The organism is Flavobacterium agrisoli (assembly GCF_016522065.1).
GTDB lineage: Bacteria > Bacteroidota > Bacteroidia > Flavobacteriales > Flavobacteriaceae > Flavobacterium > Flavobacterium agrisoli.
In genome coordinates this window covers 1-20,879 of sequence record NZ_JAEHFV010000003.1, presented here as the reverse complement: position 1 = coordinate 20,879, position 20,879 = coordinate 1, and the positions used below count along the sequence as shown (strand labels likewise).

Here is a 20,879-nt window from a genome sequence, read left to right as displayed (position 1 = left end):
CCGAAATAAAAACCAAAACTAGAGCTGTTAGAAATATCTTAAAATCAAAAAAAACCAGTTGATAAATTGTAATTCGCCAATTGGAAGTTGTAAATTTGCAGTCGATTTTACTCGAAGTATTTTGGGTTATTTTGGACCAACTCCTAATTTTAAAAATGAACTACAAGCCGGCATTACATCATAAAATTTTCGAAATCGTTTCTCAAGCTGCTCAAGAACTTAATTTATCTAGTTATGTTATCGGTGGTTTTGTTCGCGATTATATTTTAAAACGGGATTTTAAAAAAGATATCGATATTGTAGCTGTTGGAAGTGGCATTGATTTGGCGCTAAAAGTTTCGGAATTGTTGCCTAACAATCCAAAAGTACAGGTTTTTAAAACCTACGGTACGGCCATGTTGCGTTTTGAAGATACTGATATTGAATTTGTAGGGGCTCGAAAAGAATCGTATCATTTTGAAAGTCGTAATCCGGTAGTGGAAAACGGCACCTTAGAAGACGACCAAAACCGACGCGATTTTACCATTAATGCGCTCGCTTTGTCTTTAAACAAAGAAAGTTTTGGCGCGTTAGTAGATCCTTTCAATGGATTAGTTGATTTAGAAAATAAAATCATCCGAACGCCACTTGATCCCGACATTACCTATTCTGATGACCCACTCCGAATGTTGCGAGGCATCCGTTTTGCTAATCAACTGAATTTTAACATCGAAGAAAATTCATTGGCGACAATTTCTAAAAATGCAGCGCGAATCAAAATCATTTCGGGAGAACGAATAGTAGACGAACTCAACAAAATCCTTTCGACTGATAAACCCTCCATCGGCTTTTTATTATTATTTAAAACAGGCCTTTTAGAACTTATTTTACCCGAATTAACCGCTTTAAATCAGGTTGAAGAAATCGAAGGTCATACACATAAAAACAATTTTTACCACACACTCGAAGTTGTAGATAATATTTGTCCAAACACAGACGATGTTTGGTTGCGCTGGGCCGCTTTATTACATGATATTGGCAAAGCACCAACCAAACGATTCAACAAAAAGCAAGGCTGGACATTTCATGGCCACGAATTTTTGGGTGGCAAAATGGTCAAAAAAATATTCGAACGTTTGCACATGCCACTTAATCATAAAATGAAATTTGTACAAAAAATGGTCATTATGAGTTCGCGCCCTATAGTGATTGCGCAAGAAAGCGTAACCGACAGCGCGGTACGCAGATTAGCATTTGATGCCGGCGAAGACATCGATAATTTGATGACATTGTGCGAGGCCGACATAACCACCAAAAATCCGAACAAATTCAAAAAATACCATAAAAACTTTGCTATTGTCCGCAAAAAATTGGTGGAGGTTGAAGAACGAGATCATGTTCGCAATTTTCAGCCGCCTATTTCGGGAGAAGAAATTATGGCCATTTACGATTTAAAACCCTCCCGAGAAATCGGTATCCTGAAAGAAGCGATTAAAGAAGCCATTTTAGAAGGTGAAATTCCGAATGAATATCAAGCTGCTTACACTTTTATGCAAAAGAAAGCTGAAAAATTAGGATTAAAACAAATTAAATAACCAATTCCTGTGTTGCAAAACACCTAGCAGAATGAAAAAAACAGATAATTCAGTAATCATTTGGTTGCTTTCGGGTTGTGTCTTATTATTTTTAATGGTGGTCGTGGGCGGTATTACCCGCTTAACCAATTCGGGTTTATCCATGACCGATTGGCATTTGGTAACCGATACATTTCCACCTTTAACCGAAGCCAAATGGCAAGCCGCTTTTGAAGAGTACAAGAAATTTCCAGAATATCAAAAAACCAACATTCATAATGATTTTCAGCTAGCTGACTACAAATTTATTTATTTCTGGGAATGGTTTCACCGTTTTATTGGCCGCATTATCGGACTGGTTTTCTTGGTTCCTTTTATCTATTTTTTATTCAAAAAACGATTGGATTCGGCAACCATTAAAAAATGTATTATCCTTTTGGCAATGGGCGGATTTCAGGGATTTTTAGGTTGGTTTATGGTTAAAAGTGGCTTGATAGACAATCCTGATGTGAGTCATTTTCGATTATCATTACATTTAACTTTTGCCTTTATCACCTTTGCGTACACACTTTGGGTTGCTCTCGATTTGATTTATCCTGAACGTAACACGCGAATTATTCCCTTACGCAACATTGCTAGAGTGGCTCTAGTCGTTTTATTAATTCAAATAATTTATGGTGGTTTTGTGGCCGGATTAAATGCCGGATTAATTCACAATCACTGGCCTATGATGAGCGATGGTCAATTTATTCACGATTCGGTATTTATTGAAAAACCCACTTTATTTCTAGGTTTAATTGAAGGACAAAGTGGTGTTCAATTTGTGCACCGTACTTTTGCTTATGTAGTAGTAGCCATGATTTTGTTTTTGTATTTTAAAAGCAACCAGTACACCCTATCCACTACTCAGACAAAAGGAATTAAAACTTTAGTAGTTTTTGTATTCTTACAGTTTGCTTTAGGCGTTTTTACCTTATTGTTCAGAGTTCCTTTGGCATTGGGCTTAATTCATCAAATTATGGCTTTCTTTTTATTAAGTGCCATGACCTATACACTACACCGATTGAGTAAATAATTTTTTCTATTTAGCATACAAAAAAACCAAGTTCAAGAAAAATTGAACTTGGTTTTTTTGTATGAACCTATTTGACCTAATAGACTGCTCTATTTATTTATTAATAGCTCTTTTGATTATTCTCAAATTGATATTCAAACAAAAAAAAAAGCTGCCTCATAATAAAACAAGGCAGCTTTTGGATTTTGTTATTCTTTAAATTAAGAAAGCGCAGCTTTAACTTGATCAGCAGCTTCTTGGAAAGCTACAGCAGATAAAATTGGCATTCCTGAATTATCGATTAATTCTTTTGCAATTTCTGCATTCGTACCTTGTAAACGAACAATGATTGGCACTTTAATTGCGTCACCCATATTTTTATAAGCATCTACTACACCTTGAGCAACACGGTCACAACGAACGATTCCACCAAAGATATTAATTAAGATTGCTTTTACGTTAGGATCTTTTAAGATAATACGGAAAGCAGTTTCAACACGTTTTGCATCAGCAGTTCCTCCAACGTCTAAGAAGTTAGCAGGCTCAAAACCAGCATATTTAATCAAATCCATAGTTGCCATAGCCAAACCAGCACCGTTAACCATACAACCTACAGTACCGTCAAGATCTACATAGTTCAAACCAACTTCTTTAGCTTCAACCTCAATTGGATTTTCTTCACGAACATCACGCATTTCAGCGATTTTTTGTTGTCTGTATAAAGCGTTATCGTCAATATTAACTTTAGCATCAACCGCTAAAATTTTATTATCAGATGTTTTTAAAACTGGGTTAATTTCGAACATTGAAGCATCCGAACCGATATACGCTTTGTATAAAGCATCAATGAATTTAACCATTTCTTTGAAAGCATTTCCAGAAAGACCTAAATTAAAAGCCACTCTTCTTGCTTGAAATCCTTGTAAACCAACAGCAGGATCAATTTCTTCTGTAAAAATTAAGTGTGGTGTATGTTCTGCTACTTCCTCGATATCCATTCCTCCTTCAGTAGAATACATAATCATGTTACGACCTGTAGCTCTGTTTAGTAATACAGACACATAAAACTCTGAAGTTTCGCTTTCACCTGGGTAATAAACATCCTCAGCTACTAAAACTTTGTGAACAGTTTTACCTTCGGCAGAAGTTTGAGGGGTTACCAATTGCATACCAATAATTTGTCCAGCAATTTCTTGTACTTGCTCCAAATTTTTAGCCAATTTTACACCACCACCTTTACCACGACCACCAGCGTGAATTTGCGCTTTGATTACATGCCATCCTGTTCCTGTTTCGGCAGTTAATTGTTTTGCAGCAGTTACAGCTTCATCTGCACTATTAGCTACTATACCTCTTTGTATACGTACTCCGTAGCTTGCTAAAATCTCTTTTCCTTGATATTCGTGTATGTTCATAATATAGAATTTGTCTGGTTCTGAATTTTTCAGATTAAAAGTGCCACAAAAGTAGCAAAAATGTACTTAAATCAGAAATCTTTTTAGAATTTATACATATAACTATCGAACTGTGATTTTTTTTAATTTAATGTTTTTTTATTGCTTCTTAAACTTTATTAAAATGTTAGTTATAAGCATCAATAACGGCAAAATAAGTCAATATTTTACAGTCTTTTATTGTTAAAATTTCATTTTATTATCCTAAGTAATTTGGTTTGTTTGTTAATTTATCAATACAGGAATGTATATTTAATAATATTGATGTTTAATAACGTGTTTTCTAATATAACTGTAAAAATTAACCCCTTACCCTCTTTTTGATGCATTATGTTTAACGAAATCTTTATTTTTGTAAAAAAAAAATATTAAGAATGAAAGTTAAAGAACAAGGCCTTTATTTGCCCGAATTTGAGCATGAAAACTGCGGAGCTGGTTTTATCTGTAACCTCAAAGGAGAAAAAACAAACCAAATTATACACGATGCTCTCGAAATTCTGGTCAAATTAGAACACAGAGGAGGCGTAAGTGCGGATGGAAAGACTGGTGATGGAGCTGGATTATTAATTGATATTCCTCACGATTATTTTGTGAGAGTATGTGGATTTGAATTGCCTGCTGCCAGAGAATATGCTGTTGGTATGGTTTTTTTACCTCAAATCGAAAATCAATACGATTTTTGTAAAGAAATTTTTGAAAAAGAAATCGAAGCACAAGGACTTTCTGTTTTAGGATGGAGAGAAGTTCCTGTTGATTCTTCTCAATTGGGAGAAATTGCTTCGGCTTCTGAGCCTAAAATTGAACAAATTTTTATTGAAAAAAAAGACGCTATTTCGGATGATGTTTTCAAAGCAAAATTATATGCCGGACGTAAAATTACAGAACACGTTGTAGCCAACTCTAAAATATCTCAAAGCAGTTATTTTTATGTTCCAAGTTTGTCTACTACAACTATAATATATAAAGGAGTAATAATGCCCGAAGATATCGGTCCGTATTATACCGATCTTCAACAATCTGATTTAGTGACTCGTTTGGCCTTAGTACACCAACGTTTTTCTACCAACACCATGCCTACTTGGGAATTGGCTCAACCTTTCCGTTTCATGTGCCAAAATGGTGAAATTAACACCTTACGCGGAAACGTGAGTAGAATGCGTGTTCGTGAAGAAATCATGAAAAGTGAGGTTTTTGGACCTCAAATTGAAAAATTATTCCCTATTATTTTACCAGGAAAATCGGATTCTGCTTCGATGGATATGGTAGTGGAACTTTTAACACACACTGGTCGTTCATTACCTGAAGTAATGATGATGATGATTCCTGAAGCTTGGGAAAAACACAAAACTATGTCACCTGAGCGCAAAGCATTTTACGAGTACAATGCTTGTATTATGGAGCCTTGGGATGGTCCTGCATCGGTACCTTTTACCGATGGTGACTACATTGGTGCTTTATTGGACAGAAATGGTTTACGCCCGTCTCGTTACACGGTTACCAAAAGTGGTAAATTAATTATGGCTTCTGAAATTGGAGTTGTCAATATAGACCCTGAAGATGTAGAAAGTCACGGAAGATTGGAGCCAGGAAAAATGTTCTTGGTAGACATGAACAAAGGACGCATCATTAACGACGAAGAAATTAAAAGTAAAATTGTTTCGGAAAGACCTTATCAAGAATGGTTAAATCAACATCGTTTGCATTTAAAAGATGTTCCTACCACTTCGGAAGTATGTCCAATTGAAACTATCGATTTAAAAACAAGAGAGCGTTTATTTAATTATACGCTTGAAGACATACAAGACGTCATTACTCCAATGGCACAAAGCGGAAAAGAAGCTTTAGGATCAATGGGTACCGATACACCTTTGGCCGTATTGTCTGATCGTCCTCAACTAATTTCGAATTATTTCAAACAATTATTTGCTCAAGTAACCAATCCACCATTGGATGGTATTCGTGAAGAAATTGTTACTGATATTAGTTTGGCTTTAGGTCAAGACCGTAATATTTTTGACATCTCTAGCAAACAATGTCTGAAATTAAGAATTCAGAATCCCGTTATTTCAAATGATGATTTAGAAAAAATCAGAAACATCTCTATCGAACATTTTCAAGCCGAAACTTTTGAAATTTTGTATCCAAAAGCGCAAGGTTTAAATGGTCTTGAAGATGCGTTAGATGCCATCATTGTTCAAATTACCAAAGCTGTTGAAAGAGGAACCAATATCATTATTTTATCTGATAGAGGTGTAAACAAAGAATTTGCTCCTATTCCATCTTTATTGGCCTGTTCGTATGTGAACCACCAAATGAACCGTTTGAGAAAACGCTCTTATTTTGATATCATTATCGAATCTGCAGAGCCTCGCGAACCACATCACTTTGCTACTTTGTTCGGTTATGGTGCAAGTGCTATCAACCCGTACATGGTTAACGAAATCATTCGCGTTCAAGTTCAAGAAGGTTTTATAACTGGAATTAGCGAACAAAAAGCGGTTGACAATTTCAACAAAGCAATTGGTTCTGGTTTATTAAAAATCATGAACAAAATTGGAATTTCGACATTACATTCTTACAGAGGTTCGCAAATTTTCGAAATTGTTGGTTTCAACTCTAAATTTGTTCAAAAATACTTCCCTTATACCACGTCAAGAATTGAAGGTATTGGCTTGTATGAAATTGAAAAAGAAATCACAGAAAGATACAAATATGCTTACCCAGATACGTTAGTAGCAAATCGTTTGGGATTAAACATTGGTGGTGAATACCGATGGAGAAGAAACGGAGAAAGACACATGTTTAATCCGACAACAATTGCCAAATTGCAACAAGCCGTTCGTTTGAGTGATCAGGATAGTTATGATGTGTATTCGAATACCGTAAACGATCAAGCAAAAAATTTGATGACGATTCGTGGTTTATTTGAATTTGACAATCTGGATCCTATTCCGTTAGAAGAAGTGGAACCTTGGACTGACATTGTAAAACGTTTTAAAACGGGTGCGATGTCCTACGGATCGATTTCAAGAGAAGCACACGAAAACTTAGCAATTGCAATGAACCGTATTGGAGGAAAATCCAATTCGGGTGAAGGTGGAGAAGACAGAAAACGTTTTCAACCAGATGTTAACGGAGACAGCCGAAACTCTGCTATTAAACAAGTTGCATCGGGACGTTTTGGTGTAACTTCCCATTATCTTTCAAGTGCTAAAGAAATTCAAATCAAAATGGCTCAGGGTGCTAAACCTGGAGAAGGTGGACAATTACCAGGTGAAAAAGTTTTACCTTGGATTGCCGAAGCTAGAAATTCGACTCCTTTTGTGGGATTGATTTCGCCTCCACCCCACCACGATATTTATTCTATTGAAGATTTAGCTCAATTAATCTTTGACTTAAAAAATGCCAACAGAGAAGCGCGCATTAATGTGAAATTAGTTTCGGAAGTTGGTGTAGGAACCATTGCTGCAGGTGTTGCCAAAGCGAAAGCGGATGTAGTATTAATTGCGGGTTACGATGGTGGTACAGGAGCTTCTCCATTAACCTCATTAAAACACGCAGGACTTCCTTGGGAACTTGGATTGGCAGAAGCCCAACAAACATTGGTACTAAACAACCTAAGGAGCCGTATTGTGGTAGAATGTGACGGTCAATTAAAAACAGGTCGTGACGTAGCGATTGCTGCTTTATTGGGTGCTGAAGAGTTTGGTTTTGCAACAGCTCCGTTAGTAGCCTCTGGATGCATTATGATGCGTAAATGCCATCTAAATACCTGTCCGGTTGGAATTGCTACACAAGACAAAGAATTGCGTAAAAATTTCAAAGGAACTCCAGAGCACGTTATTAACTTCTTCTACTATGTTGCGGAAGAATTAAGAGGAATTATGGCGCAACTAGGTTTCCGAACTTTAGAAGAAATGATTGGTCAAACGCATAAGATTAACGCTAACAAAGCAATTGATCACTATAAAGCAAAAGGATTGGATTTATCTTCTATCCTACACAGACCTGCAAGTTATAAAGGAATGGTAGTTCGTAACACCGAGAAACAAGATCATGGTTTGGATAACGTTCTTGATTTCCAAATCTTAAAAGATTCTCACCGTGCTTTGTACCGAAAAGAAAAAATGACTTTAGCCTATCCAATTAATAATATCAACCGTTCTGTTGGAGCTATTGTAAGTAACGAAATTTCTAAAATTTACGGTCACTTAGGTTTACCAGAAGATACTTTAAATATTAATTTCACAGGATCTGCTGGACAAAGTTTAGGTGCTTTTAGTGCTCATGGATTGACTTTTACCGTAGAGGGTAATACGAATGATTATTTAGGAAAAGGATTATCTGGAGCCAAACTTATTATCAAAAAACCTGCAAAAGCCACTTTTGAGGCCGATAAAAATATCATTGTTGGAAATGTGTGCTTGTTTGGAGCTATTGAAGGACAAGCCTACATTAACGGTATCGCTGGAGAGCGCTTTGCCGTACGTAATTCTGGTGCAATTGCTGTTGTTGAAGGAGTTGGAGATCACGGATGTGAATACATGACTGGCGGAAAAGTTGTCGTACTTGGTAATACAGGTAGAAACTTTGCTGCGGGAATGAGCGGAGGTATCGCTTACATCTACGATCCAGAAAACAAATTTAAAAACGGATTGTGCAATACTGAAACAATCGAATTTGAAACAGTAGAAGGCAGCGATGCTGATGACTTGAAAGAATTGATTGAAAGACATGTTCTTTACACCAAAAGTAGCAAAGGAGCGGCGTTGTTAAATGATTGGAACAACAGCTTGCAAAATTTTGTAAAAGTAATGCCTACTGAATACAAAAAAGCACTTAAACGTTTAGAGACAGAAGAACAAATGGTAGAAGAATTAACAGCATAATACAATGGGAAAAGTAACAGGTTTTAAAGATTTTGAAAGACAAGACGAATCATATATTGAAGTAAAAGAGCGTGTAACAAATTATAACGAATTTACTATTCCGTTATCCGAATCTGAAATTGTAACTCAAGGTTCGCGTTGTATGGATTGTGGAATTCCGTTTTGCCATAGTGGCTGTCCTCTGGGAAATTTGATTCCAGATTTCAACCACATGGTCTATCAAGAAGAATGGCAAAAAGCTTCTTGGATTTTACATTCTACAAATAATTTTCCTGAATTTACAGGACGTTTATGCCCTGCTCCATGCGAAAAAGCATGTGTTTTAGGAATTATTGAAGATCCAATTTCAATTGAAAATATTGAAAAAAATATTGTGGAGCGTGCCTTTAAAGAAGGCTGGATTAAACCACAACCACCTAAAACAAGAACAGGTAAAACGGTTGCTGTTGTAGGTTCAGGACCTGCTGGTTTGGCTGCCGCACAACAATTAAACAGAGCTGGACATACGGTAACTGTTTTTGAACGTGATAATGCTATTGGTGGATTATTGCGTTATGGTATTCCGAATTTCAAATTAGAAAAAGGAATTATTGACAGACGTGTGACTATTTTAGAAGCTGAAGGAATTACATTTAAAGTAAATACAAACGTTGGTATTAATTATGATATCAACGATTTAAAAGCATTTGATGCTATCATGCTTTGTGGAGGTGCAACCGAAAGACGTGGTTTGCCAACGCCAGGAGCTGATGCGGAGGGTGTGGTACAAGCTATGGATTTCTTAACCCAACAAACAAAAGTGGTTTTTGGAGAAAAAATCGAAAATCAAGTTTTAGCAACTGGTAAAGATGTTATTGTTATTGGTGGCGGTGATACAGGTTCTGACTGCGTTGGTACTTCTAACCGTCACGGTGCGAAATCAGTTACCAATTTTGAAATTATGCCAAAACCTCCAGTAGGAAGAAGCGCTTCAACTCCATGGCCTTATTGGCCTTTACAACTTAAAACATCAACTTCTCACAAAGAAGGCTGTGAAAGAAACTGGTTAATCAATACCAAAGAATTCATAAAAGATGCTTCTGGTAAATTGACTGCTTTAAAAACAGTAAATGTAGAATGGAAAATTGTTCCAGGTCAACGTCCTGAATTAGTCGAAATTGAAGGTTCAGAGAAAATTTGGCCTTGTGATTTGGCCTTATTAGCATTAGGTTTTACAGGACCAGAAAAAACACTCAGCGAACAATTAGGATTGGAAACTGACTTTAGAAGTAATTATAAAGCTAGTAATTATCAAACCAATGTTCCAAATATTTTTACTGCTGGAGATATGCGTCGCGGACAATCTTTAATTGTTTGGGCTATTTCAGAAGGTAGAGAAGCAGCTCGCCAATTAGACATTTATTTAATGGGTAAATCCGATTTACCAACTAAAGAAAATGGTGATTTGCCTGCACTATAATTTATAAAACAGTAAAAGCCTTTGATTTGACATCAAAGGCTTTTTTTATAAAAACATGACAAAAGCTCACAAGTTGTTTATTTCTGAACAATTTGTTACAATTTGTTATTTTTTTTTTTTTTGTTTGCAGTTCATCAAAAGAGTAATAAATTTGCTGAAAATACTCAAAAAATGCAATCAAAAGATTTACTGCAATTAGCAGAACAATTCGGATCTCCGTTATACGTATATGATGCGGAAAAAATCCAATCCCAATATAACCGACTCACCAAAGCTTTTTCTAAAGTTGAAAATTTACGCATTAATTATGCTATGAAAGCATTATCGAATGTGGCTATTTTACAACTTTTAAAAGATATGGGGTCTGGTTTAGATACAGTTTCTATCCAAGAAGTACAACTCGGCTTACACGCTGGATATGAACCAGATAGAATATTTTTTACTCCCAACGGTGTTTCTTTAGAAGAAATTGAAGAAGTTGCCGCATTAGGGGTGCAAATCAACATTGACAACCTTTCTATATTAGAACAATTTGGTGCTAAATACCCAAATGCTCCTGTATGTATTCGTATAAATCCGCACGTAATGGCGGGTGGAAATGAAAATATTTCGGTTGGTCATATCGATAGTAAATTTGGTATATCGGTACACCAATTACCACATTTGGTTCGAATTGTTGAGAACACTAACATTAATATTGTTGGTATTCATATGCATACGGGTTCTGATATTTTGGATATTGAGGTTTTCTTATACGCTGCTGAAATTTTGTTTGATGCTGCCAAAAACTTCAAAAATCTTGAATTTTTAGATTTCGGAAGTGGATTTAAAGTTCCTTACAAAAAAGACGATATCGAAACTGATATTGAAGAATTGGGTAGAAAATTATCTAAAAGATTCAATGCATTCTGTACAGAATACGGTAAAGATCTAACTTTAATTTTTGAGCCGGGTAAATTTTTAGTAAGTGAAGCCGGTTACTTTTTAGCCAAAGTAAATGTGGTAAAACAAACTACATCAACTGTTTTTGCAGGAATTGACAGTGGTTTCAATCATTTGATTCGACCTATGTTTTATGGTTCACAACATCATATTGAAAATATCTCTAATCCTAAAGGAAAAGAGCGTTTCTATTCGGTAGTGGGTTACATTTGCGAAACAGATACTTTTGCTAGCAACCGTAGAATTCCAGAAATTGCTGAAGGTGATATTTTATGTTTTAGAAATGCAGGAGCGTATTGCTTCTCTATGTCATCCAACTACAACTCACGTTACAAACCAGCCGAAGTTTTGTGGATTAAAGGAGAAGGACATTTAATTCGTGCACACGAAACTTTTGATGATTTATTACGAAATCAAATTCCTTTGCCAACAACGGTAGGCACTGTATAAAACTCTAAATAGTTATAAAAAAAGGGGAATCAACATCATTTTGATTCCCCTTTTTTATATCATCATTTTTTTCTTATTTATCAAGAACTTCTTCTAAAACATTGGCTGCTGTACCGTTCGGAAAAGTCACTTTAATTTTTTGGGCAATTGTAGGCGCAATCTCAGTAATTTCTTTTTTATTGTACGATTCGCCTGCTTTGATGTGCCATCCATAAAAAATAGCAGGTACATGTGTGTCATAACTATATACCGTTCCGTGTGAGGTTCCTAAAGCCCCGTGTTCTGAATAACCTGGCTTCTCCAAAACTACCAAATCCCCATTTTGAGTGCCATCATATCCTTTACGAATAAAATTCAAATAATAATCAGCACTAGAAGAATTCAAAATCTCTTCTTCTGAATAAACACGTTTCACAAAATCCAATTTCATCAAATAGTTTTGAAACTCTTTTTTAACAATTGCTAAATCCAATCCTTTACTTTTAATCATTTCTTTATTAAAAAACACATTAAAATTAGAATAATCCAATAACAAATCGGTACCAAATTTTTGCATTGAAAATTCTTTTAACCCATTACGAATGTCTTTTGGACTAATATAAGAAACGTTGTATTTGTTATCTTTTAAATAGCTAACATTTTCGGCTCCGGCATGATCTGCAGTTAAAAAAAGCAAATAATTACCTTTTCCAACTGTTTTATCCAAATACGCTAGAAAGTCAGCCAACGTTTGATCCAGACGCAAATAAGTATCTTGTAATTCTTTAGAACGTGGCCCTAATAAATGCCCCACATAATCCGTTGAAGAAAAACTAACCGTTAAAAAATCAGTAATATTGTCTTTTCCTAAATCTTCGTTTGCAATAGCTTCTTTGGCAAAATCGGCCAATAAATCATTCCCGAAAGGAGTCGATTTGATTATACTCGGTCCATTTTTTTCGTACATATCCTTCAAATCATACGGCATTGTTGGCGTTTCGCTTTTATATAACTTACCTTCATACGGGTTGTTATCGGCTAAACTCTCGTTGTAAGTGCTTTCGGGTTTGTATAAGTCCCAACCTTTTTTAAGATAAGGAAGGTAGTTTTTTTGAGAATTAAACTTGGTTACCCATTTAGGCAATTCGGCACCATAAAAAGAACTCGAAATAAAGGATCCTGTTTTACTAAACCAAAAGGCCCAATTGGCGAAATGACCCGCTGGTAAAATTGCACCACGATCTTTTATACTAATTCCAATTACTTTACCTTTAAAATTGGTAGCCATACGAACTTCATCCGTAATGGTGGTTGACAATAGGTTTTTTGGAGACATAGCACCTTCTTCTGCCGTGCCATCACCTATTGTGGTAACAGCTGCATCATCGGTACAATACATATCTTTTCCTAGTTTTCGGCTAAACCATTCATTACCCACAATTCCATGTGTGGCAGGCGTTGTGCCGGTGTAAATAGAAGCATGACCTGGAGCTGTATAGGTTGGCATATAGTTGTAATGCATGTTTTGAAAAACGTAACCATCAGCCATTAATCGTTTAAAACCATTTGGTGAAAAATCATCTGAGAAACGGTATAAATACTCCATTTTCATTTGATCGACTACAATTCCAACGACTAATTTTGGTCGTTCTTGTGCTTTTACATTAAAAGCGGTAACCAATAAGAAAGTTACCAAAGCAATACTTTTTTTCATGTTTTCAATAAAATTTGTAACAAAAATACAGATTAACACGCAATAAACTAATTTATAGTATAGAGGAAATAAAGAATTGACTTTACTTTAACATTGAAAAACGAAACCGATTACAAAATAAAAAATCTTAAGTTTCCTTAAGATTTTTTATTCTTTCCGTTATTGAATTTTACTTTTTCTACAACTTGTATTTTAGGAGTGGCCTTTTTAGCTTTAAAAGTGGGTTTCTTTTTAGAATTGTTTTTTATGCTTTTATCCGATTCATTTTTTTCTTTTAGAGAATGATCTTTTTTGATTTCCGATTTTTGCTTATTCAAAACATCTGTAGGGTTTTTAGGATTTTCCTTCGTCCCTCTTAAATAAATCACCAAACCATTCAAAAAATTACGCAAAACTTGATCGCCACATTCCATGTAATTCGGATGATTTTCGGCTCTAAAAAAAGCGCCTAATTCCGATTTGGAAATTCTGAAATCTACTAATTCTAAAATCTCTACTATTTGATCATCGCGAAGCATTAAAGCCACACGTAATTTTTTTAAAATATCGTTATTGGTCATCGTTTTTATTTTTTACAAAGGTAAGGTTAATTCAGATGCTAATTTCAATTTCTTCTGAGCTAAAAAATCAAGCAATTAATTCTGTTCCCGAACCATTTTCAGTATTATAATGAACAATACCATTGGAAATCGTAACGCCTGTAGCAATATCTTTAGACAATAACAGCGCACCATCCATATCAACAAAATCCAGTTCGGGTAACAAATGCGCTATAATCGAAATTCCGATTGTCGATTCGGTCATGCAACCTACCATTGTTTTTAGATGTAACTTTTTGGCTGTTTTTATCATTCTTCGCGCAGGCGTAACGCCACCACATTTCATCAATTTTATATTAACTCCATGAAAATAATTTTTGCATTTGCTAACATCCGATTCTAAAATACAGCTTTCATCCGCCATGATAGGCAAAACAGAATGTTGGAATACTTCGCGTTGTCCTTCCCAATTTGCAGCATCTAAAGGTTGTTCAATAAATTCTACGCTTAATTTTTTAAATTTTTCAGAAAAATGAATCGTTTGCTCCACAGTCCAAGCACAATTTGCATCAACTCTAAAAATAGCATCTGTATGTTTTCTCAACTCTTGCACTATTTTTAAATCATCTGCGGTGCCCAATTTAATTTTATAGAGTGGCCATGGTTTTGCTTTCATCTTCTGAATCATGTTTTCGATAGAATCGATTCCGATAGTATAATTCGTTATGGGATTCGTCTTCATTTTATAGTGCCACAATTCGTATAATTTTAGGTTTTGACGACGAGCATACCAATCGGTGTAGGCATTATCCAAAGCACAAAGCGCAAATTTATTATCAGGCAACAATTCATTCATTTTAAACCAAAAATTTTCAGGAGACAAATCCTCAGAAGATTCAATTTCTGGTCGAATTTTCTCAATCGTTTCTATTAAATTGGGAATAGTAGCATTATAATACGGATTAGAAGTCGCTTCTCCAAAGCCAGAAAAACCGTCCTTTGAAAGCTGCACAATTAAAGTCGGCTGACTATCAATTGATTTTCTGGAAATGGTAAAGGTATCTTTTAGCGGTAAATCAAAAGCGTGTAAAGTAAGTTTCATAAATAGCTTTAATCCTTAAGTTAACTGTTCCTGCAGCGCTTTTATATCATCACGCAATTTGGCCGCTTGCAGAAAATCAAGTTCCTTCGCTGCTTTTTCCATTGCTTTTCTTTTCTCCCGAATCATTTTTTCTATTTCTGCCTTAGAAGCATACGTAGTATCCGGTTCTGCTGCAGTATTTAGTGTATTTCCTAATTCATAATCTACCAAAGTATTTTTAGTAAATGCACTTTCTATTTTTTTATTTAAGGCTTGCGGAATAATATCATGCTCGCTATTATAATTAATTTGCTTGGTTCTGCGATAATTGGTTTCATCTATTGTTTTTTGCATGCTGTCGGTAATTTTATCGGCATACATAATGGCTTTCCCGTTTAAATTTCGGGCAGCTCGACCAATCGTTTGCGTTAAAGATCGATGGCTGCGTAAAAAACCTTCTTTATCGGCATCTAAAATTGCCACCAACGAAACCTCGGGCAAATCCAAACCTTCACGAAGTAAATTAACACCAATTAATACGTCAAATAAACCTTTTCGTAAATCTTGCATGATTTCTATTCGCTCCAAAGTATCAACATCAGAATGAATATAACGGCAACGAATACTCACTTTGGTTAAATATTTGGCTAATTCTTCAGCCATTCTTTTAGTCAAAGTCGTGACCAAAACACGTTCATCCAATTCACATCTTTGTTGAATTTCATCTATTAAATCATCAATTTGATTCAAACTTGGACGAACTTCTATAATAGGATCAAGCAAGCCTGTGGGACGAATAATTTGTTCTACATAAACCCCATCTGATTTTTGCAATTCATAATCGGCTGGAGTGGCAGAAACATAAATAACTTGATTTTGCATGGCTTCAAATTCTTCAAATTTCAACGGTCGATTATCCATCGCTGCAGGCAATCGGAAACCGTATTCTACCAAATTCTCCTTTCTACTTCGGTCGCCACCATACATGGCGTGCACTTGCGAAACTGTAACGTGACTTTCGTCTACCACCATTAAATAATCTTTAGGGAAATAATCCAGCAAGCAAAAGGGTCTTGTACCAGCTTCTCTTCCATCGAGATACCTCGAATAATTTTCAATTCCAGAACAATAACCCAATTCGCGAATCATTTCTAGATCAAAATTGGTTCGTTCTTCTAGTCTTTTAGCTTCTAAATGCTTACCAATTTCTTTAAAATAATCAACTTGCTTAACTAAATCTTGTTGAATTTCCCAAATGGCATTTTGCAATACATCTGGCGAAGTCACGAACATATTGGCCGGATAAATCGTTAACTTTTCAAAACGCTCAATAACTTGTGAAGTTTTAATATCAAACGATTCTATTTCTTCAATTTCATCACCAAAAAAATGAATTCGGTATGCATCATCAGCATAACTTGGATACACTTCGACGGTATCGCCTTTAATTCGAAAAGTGCCCGGATTAAAATCAGCTTCGGTGCGGGCATATAAACTTTGTACTAAACTGTGCAACACTTTTGTCCTAGAAATAACTTGATCGCGCTCTAAAGCAATCACGTTCTTTTGAAACTCAACCGGATTTCCGATACCGTACAAGCAAGAAACGGAGGCCACGACCAAAATATCACGTCGCCCCGAAAGTAATGAAGAGGTGGTGCTTAAACGCATTTTTTCAAGTTCTTCATTTATTGATAAATCTTTTTCGATAAAAACACCCGTTACGGGCATAAAAGCTTCAGGCTGATAATAGTCGTAGTACGAAACAAAATATTCTACCGCATTATTTGGAAAAAATTGTTTGAATTCTGAATACAATTGCGCTGCTAACGTTTTGTTATGCGCTAAAACCAAAGTAGGACGCTGAACTTCCTGAATTACGTTAGCAATGGTAAACGTTTTTCCAGAACCCGTAACTCCCAAAAGCGTTTGGTATTTTTCTTCTTCCTCAATTCCTTTTGCCAATTTTTTGATGGCTTGAGGTTGATCGCCTTTTGGATTATAATCAGAAACAACTTGAAATTTCATGTGAGTAGCTGTAAATAATAGAATGGTAAAGATACGAACTTTGAATTCGTTAGCAGAATTCGGTTAATCTAAAAAATCCAACATCGCTTTATTTACAGTTGTTGCTTGATCTATTGATAAAAAATGGCCTGCATCTTTAATGATTTTTGTTTGCCCTTTCGGAAGTAACTCTTCGGCCCTTTCGATACTTTTTTCCGAATTGATTACATCTTCATCGCCAATTAAAACCAAAACCGGAATTGTAATTTTTGCCAACTCTTCATCCGAAAAAGGCGTCATTTGCAACATACTGGTGTTGGATTTTGCATATTTATTGGCCAAATAAAACTGTCTTTTATATACCGAATTGATTTTTTCGGGATGTGTTGAAAACGTATTGAGTGTTTTATAAAATTTCTTTTCACTAGGGAATAATTTTAGAAAAAGCGCATTACTGGTTTTCCCGAATTTATCAATAAATTCGAAGGTTTGCGCCGGACTTAACAACACCATTTTTTTAATTGAATTGGAATTAGTGATTGCGAGCAAAGTTACCATCCATCCTCCTCGAGAAGCAGCTACTACTTCAAAATTCTCCAACTGATAATGCTTAAATATTTCAGAGTACCATTGTACAATTTCCTCTTTTGATAAAGCTTTTGACTTTAGAGTTGATTTTCCTGGTTCCATTAAAAAATCAATTGCATATATGCGATGATTTTTAGTTAGGGCTTTTATATTGGGAATCCACATCGTTGAACTGGCGTCCATACCATGTAATAAAACTAGTTTTTTGCCGTTTTTAGGTCCCGCTTGAATGACATGTGCCTTACCAAAATCGGTCACAATATCTTCTTCTACATAATCCACACCCCACGTTTTTAAAGAGGCATCATAGGAATCGATATAAACTTGTTTTTCTTTTTTATTTTTAAAAACGTAATCATCAAATTTTTGATTTTTAGAAGATGCACAACCGACAATCAAAAATAATAAGAATAAAGGAAAGGCTATTTTAGGCATAGGAATAAAATTATATTTCTACTAAATTACCCTAATCTTTACCTAAAAAGTTTCAATATTTACCTTTAAAATACAATAATTTCAACACAGCATTTCCTCATTCAGGAATTATGCAATCAATTAAGATTTTCTATTAAATTTTCCAGTTTTGATGTTCTGCTTCGTTTAAAAAAGTCCACGCTACAAATCGGCTTACTTTATTTCCTTGCGCCATTTCTATCGTTTTTATTCTGTTTGGTTCTACTTTTTTGAAGACATTATAAATTCGTTTTAGATTTTCTTTTTTAGAAACCAAACAGGTAAACCATAAACAGTTAGTTTTAAACTTTCTGCTTTCGTAAATCATATCAGTAATGAATTTAAGTTCTCCCCCTTCGCACCACAATTCGTTGCTTTTCCCACCAAAGTTTAAAATCTTTTCAGTTGTTTTTTTTGAATTAAGGTTCCTTATTTTGCGTAAAGTACCTTTTGTAGCTTCTTCGGCCGATTTATGAAAGGGCGGATTACATAGTACAAAAGAAAAACGACTGTCATTATCAATATTATTTTTAAAAATAAAACGTGATTCAGATTGCAAACGTAAATTAATAGAATTGACTAAATGAGCATTATTGTTTATAATTTCTGCCGAATTTTTTAATGCCTTAGCATCAATATCTGTTCCAACAAAATGCCATCCATAAAGAGCATTTCCTAAAATAGGATAAATACAATTAGCACCTACTCCAATATCCAATCCTGTTACATTTGCTCCTTTAGGAATTATACCGTTATTGGATTCTGCCAGTAAATCGGCTATATAATGAATATAATCGGCTCTTCCAGGAATGGGTGGACATAAATAATTATGAGGAATATCCCAATTTTCAATATTATAAAAAGTTTGTAGTAAAGCCTTATTAAGTTCTTTTACAGCAGTAGGATTACTGAAATCGATAGTGGTAATTTGGTAATTGTTGGTAAAAACAAATGATTTTAAATTGGTATTTTGCTTTACTAATTCCTCGAAGTCATAATGACCGCTATGCAAGTTACGAGGGTGTAAATTTGATTTTGTAATTTTATTTGTTTCTTTCATAGCAAAATTTCTAGATATACTTACCCATTCTAATTCTCATTAATCCATCGATTTTATCACAATAAATGTAATACTAAAAAGTTCTTTTATCTTATAACCACAACTTATATTTTGAACCACAGTTTTCTAAAAACATAAAATTGATATGCCAGCATAAAAATCCAACCGATCATGCAAGCCCATGCAAAACCTTCTATTCCGAAATAAGAACAAATTAAATAAGCCGAAATTACCCGCACAATAATTTGAATAAACGTAGCATTCAAGGTAATTTTCATTTTACCCAAACCTCGAAAATAACCTTGAATAATATTGGTTAAACCCGGTAATAAATAAAGACAGGACATAATTCTAAGATATTTCACTCCTTCATCTACCACCTCTTGTTCTTCTTTTCCTGTAAACAAAGCCATGAGTTCTTTTGCAAAAATAAAAATGATAATCATAGCAATAACAGTGTAAACAAATTGCATTTTTACCCCAACTAAAAATCCTTTTCGTATTCTAATGGAATTCCCTTTTCCATTATTTTGCGCTAAAAAACCGGTGGTACCATGACCAATGTTTTGCTGTACAATCATTACAAAATCATCAATTCGGGTCACAGCATTAAATGCGGCAATAACTACAACTCCTAATGGATTTACCGCACCTTGAATAAGAAATTTTCCTAAATGCAATGTAATTTGTTGCATCGCTGCAACAGAACTATAACTCATTATAGTTCGTAATAATACACGATCAAAAACAAATTCATTTTTCTTAAATTTTAAAAAGGGAACTTTTACACGTACGTAAATAACACAGAAAATAACCGAAATGGCTTCTGAAATAACGGTAGCTATAGCGGCACCTTCTACTCCTTGCTTCCAAACAACTACAAATAATAAATCCATTAGGATATTCAAAATCGCAGAAACTATTAAAAAATACAACGAAACTTTAGAGTTGCCCATACTCCTTAAAGTACAAGCATAAATATTATAAATGAAAGTAAAAATAAGACCGATAAAAATAATCCTAAGGTACTTTGTTGCATCGTCTATAATTTCTGCCGGGGTTTGCATTATAGAGAGAATTGAATGCGATAAAAAGAAACCCAATATAACAAGTACTAAAGTAAAAACACCCCCTGTTATGATTGAAGTAGATATAACACTTTTCAGTTTATCAATATTTCCTTCACCAAAGAAATTACCCATCAATACCGACATTCCTAAACATATTCCAATAATTAAAAATAACATTATGTTCATCACCGGACTTGCCGCTCCTAAAGCAGCTAATGCACTGGGACCAACAAAACGACCAACAATTATCGAATCGGCAGCACTATAGGTTAGCACAAAAAAATTACCAATGATTAATGGCAAAGTAAAATGGATGATTTGTGGAGCAATTGGCCCTTTTGTCATATCCACTATATTTTCTTTACTCATGTTATTTCTTTATTAGTATAAAAACCAACTAGATTAAAATGAATCACTTGCATTAAAAATAAAGCAACTGCATTTGATATTCAATTTAGTATTTAAAAATCATTCAAACGTTATAAAAAACAAAAAACCCTGTTTCATACAAAACAGGGTTTTAGAAGAATCTGAAATGATTTCAGATTAAAGAAAGGCGACGACATACTCTCCCACAAAATGCAGTA

The 20,879-nt window shown here is 34.8% G+C and carries 13 protein-coding genes; 5 read left to right on the top strand and 8 right to left on the bottom strand.

The window, feature by feature from the left end:
• Window positions 1-155: 155 nt before the first annotated feature.
• Both I5M07_RS08380 and I5M07_RS08375 read left to right on the top strand, forming a co-directional pair.
• Window positions 156-1,574 (top strand): CCA tRNA nucleotidyltransferase, encoded by a 1,419-nt coding sequence (locus tag I5M07_RS08380; RefSeq protein ID WP_200105799.1) that lies wholly within the window; start codon window positions 156-158, stop codon window positions 1,572-1,574.
• Between the two features lie 31 nt (window positions 1,575-1,605).
• On the top strand, window positions 1,606-2,628 hold the full coding sequence (locus I5M07_RS08375; protein ID WP_200105798.1) for a COX15/CtaA family protein: 1,023 nt from the start codon (window positions 1,606-1,608) through the stop codon (window positions 2,626-2,628).
• Between the two features lie 200 nt (window positions 2,629-2,828).
• Here I5M07_RS08375 and sucC read toward each other — a convergent pair whose 3' ends face one another.
• On the bottom strand, window positions 2,829-4,022 hold the full coding sequence (sucC, locus tag I5M07_RS08370) for an ADP-forming succinate--CoA ligase subunit beta (RefSeq protein WP_200105797.1): 1,194 nt from the start codon (window positions 4,020-4,022) through the stop codon (window positions 2,829-2,831).
• 413 nt (window positions 4,023-4,435) lie between these two features.
• On the opposite strand from sucC, the gene gltB reads away from it, so the two are divergent.
• From gltB to lysA, 3 genes are all read left to right on the top strand, one after another.
• Window positions 4,436-8,950 carry a glutamate synthase large subunit gene (gltB, locus tag I5M07_RS08365; protein ID WP_200105796.1) on the top strand — a complete coding sequence of 1,505 codons (4,515 nt, stop codon included), beginning with the start codon at window positions 4,436-4,438 and terminating at the stop codon, window positions 8,948-8,950.
• Window positions 8,951-8,954: 4 nt separating this feature from the next.
• Window positions 8,955-10,409, top strand: a complete 1,455-nt coding sequence (locus I5M07_RS08360; RefSeq protein ID WP_200105795.1) for a glutamate synthase subunit beta — start codon at window positions 8,955-8,957, stop codon at window positions 10,407-10,409.
• A 171-nt stretch (window positions 10,410-10,580) separates the two neighbouring features.
• A complete protein-coding gene (lysA, locus tag I5M07_RS08355) occupies window positions 10,581-11,801 on the top strand; it encodes a diaminopimelate decarboxylase (RefSeq protein ID WP_200105794.1) in 1,221 nt (406 codons plus the stop codon).
• 73 nt (window positions 11,802-11,874) lie between these two features.
• On the opposite strand, the gene pafA is transcribed toward lysA, so the two are convergent.
• The 7 genes from pafA to I5M07_RS08320 form a co-directional block, all read right to left on the bottom strand.
• Entirely contained in the window at window positions 11,875-13,494 is a 1,620-nt protein-coding gene (gene pafA / locus I5M07_RS08350) for an alkaline phosphatase PafA (RefSeq protein ID WP_200105793.1), read from the bottom strand.
• 137 nt (window positions 13,495-13,631) lie between these two features.
• A complete protein-coding gene (locus tag I5M07_RS08345; RefSeq protein WP_200105792.1) occupies window positions 13,632-14,054 on the bottom strand; it encodes a DUF1456 family protein in 423 nt (140 codons plus the stop codon).
• A 67-nt stretch (window positions 14,055-14,121) separates the two neighbouring features.
• Window positions 14,122-15,135 carry a dipeptide epimerase gene (locus tag I5M07_RS08340; RefSeq protein WP_200105791.1) on the bottom strand — a complete coding sequence of 338 codons (1,014 nt, stop codon included), beginning with the start codon at window positions 15,133-15,135 and terminating at the stop codon, window positions 14,122-14,124.
• 15 nt (window positions 15,136-15,150) lie between these two features.
• On the bottom strand, window positions 15,151-17,142 hold the full coding sequence (gene uvrB, locus I5M07_RS08335) for an excinuclease ABC subunit UvrB (RefSeq protein WP_200105790.1): 1,992 nt from the start codon (window positions 17,140-17,142) through the stop codon (window positions 15,151-15,153).
• A 63-nt stretch (window positions 17,143-17,205) separates the two neighbouring features.
• Window positions 17,206-18,144 carry an alpha/beta fold hydrolase gene (locus tag I5M07_RS08330; RefSeq protein WP_200105789.1) on the bottom strand — a complete coding sequence of 313 codons (939 nt, stop codon included), beginning with the start codon at window positions 18,142-18,144 and terminating at the stop codon, window positions 17,206-17,208.
• A gap of 133 nt (window positions 18,145-18,277) precedes the next feature.
• The gene (gene rlmF / locus I5M07_RS08325; RefSeq protein WP_200105788.1) at window positions 18,278-19,222 is read right to left on the bottom strand and encodes a 23S rRNA (adenine(1618)-N(6))-methyltransferase RlmF; all 945 of its coding nucleotides are present in this window, start codon (window positions 19,220-19,222) and stop codon (window positions 18,278-18,280) included.
• 104 nt (window positions 19,223-19,326) lie between these two features.
• Window positions 19,327-20,661: an MATE family efflux transporter gene (locus I5M07_RS08320; protein WP_200105787.1), complete on the bottom strand. Its 1,335-nt coding sequence runs from the start codon at window positions 20,659-20,661 to the stop codon at window positions 19,327-19,329.
• Window positions 20,662-20,879: the final 218 nt, after the last annotated feature.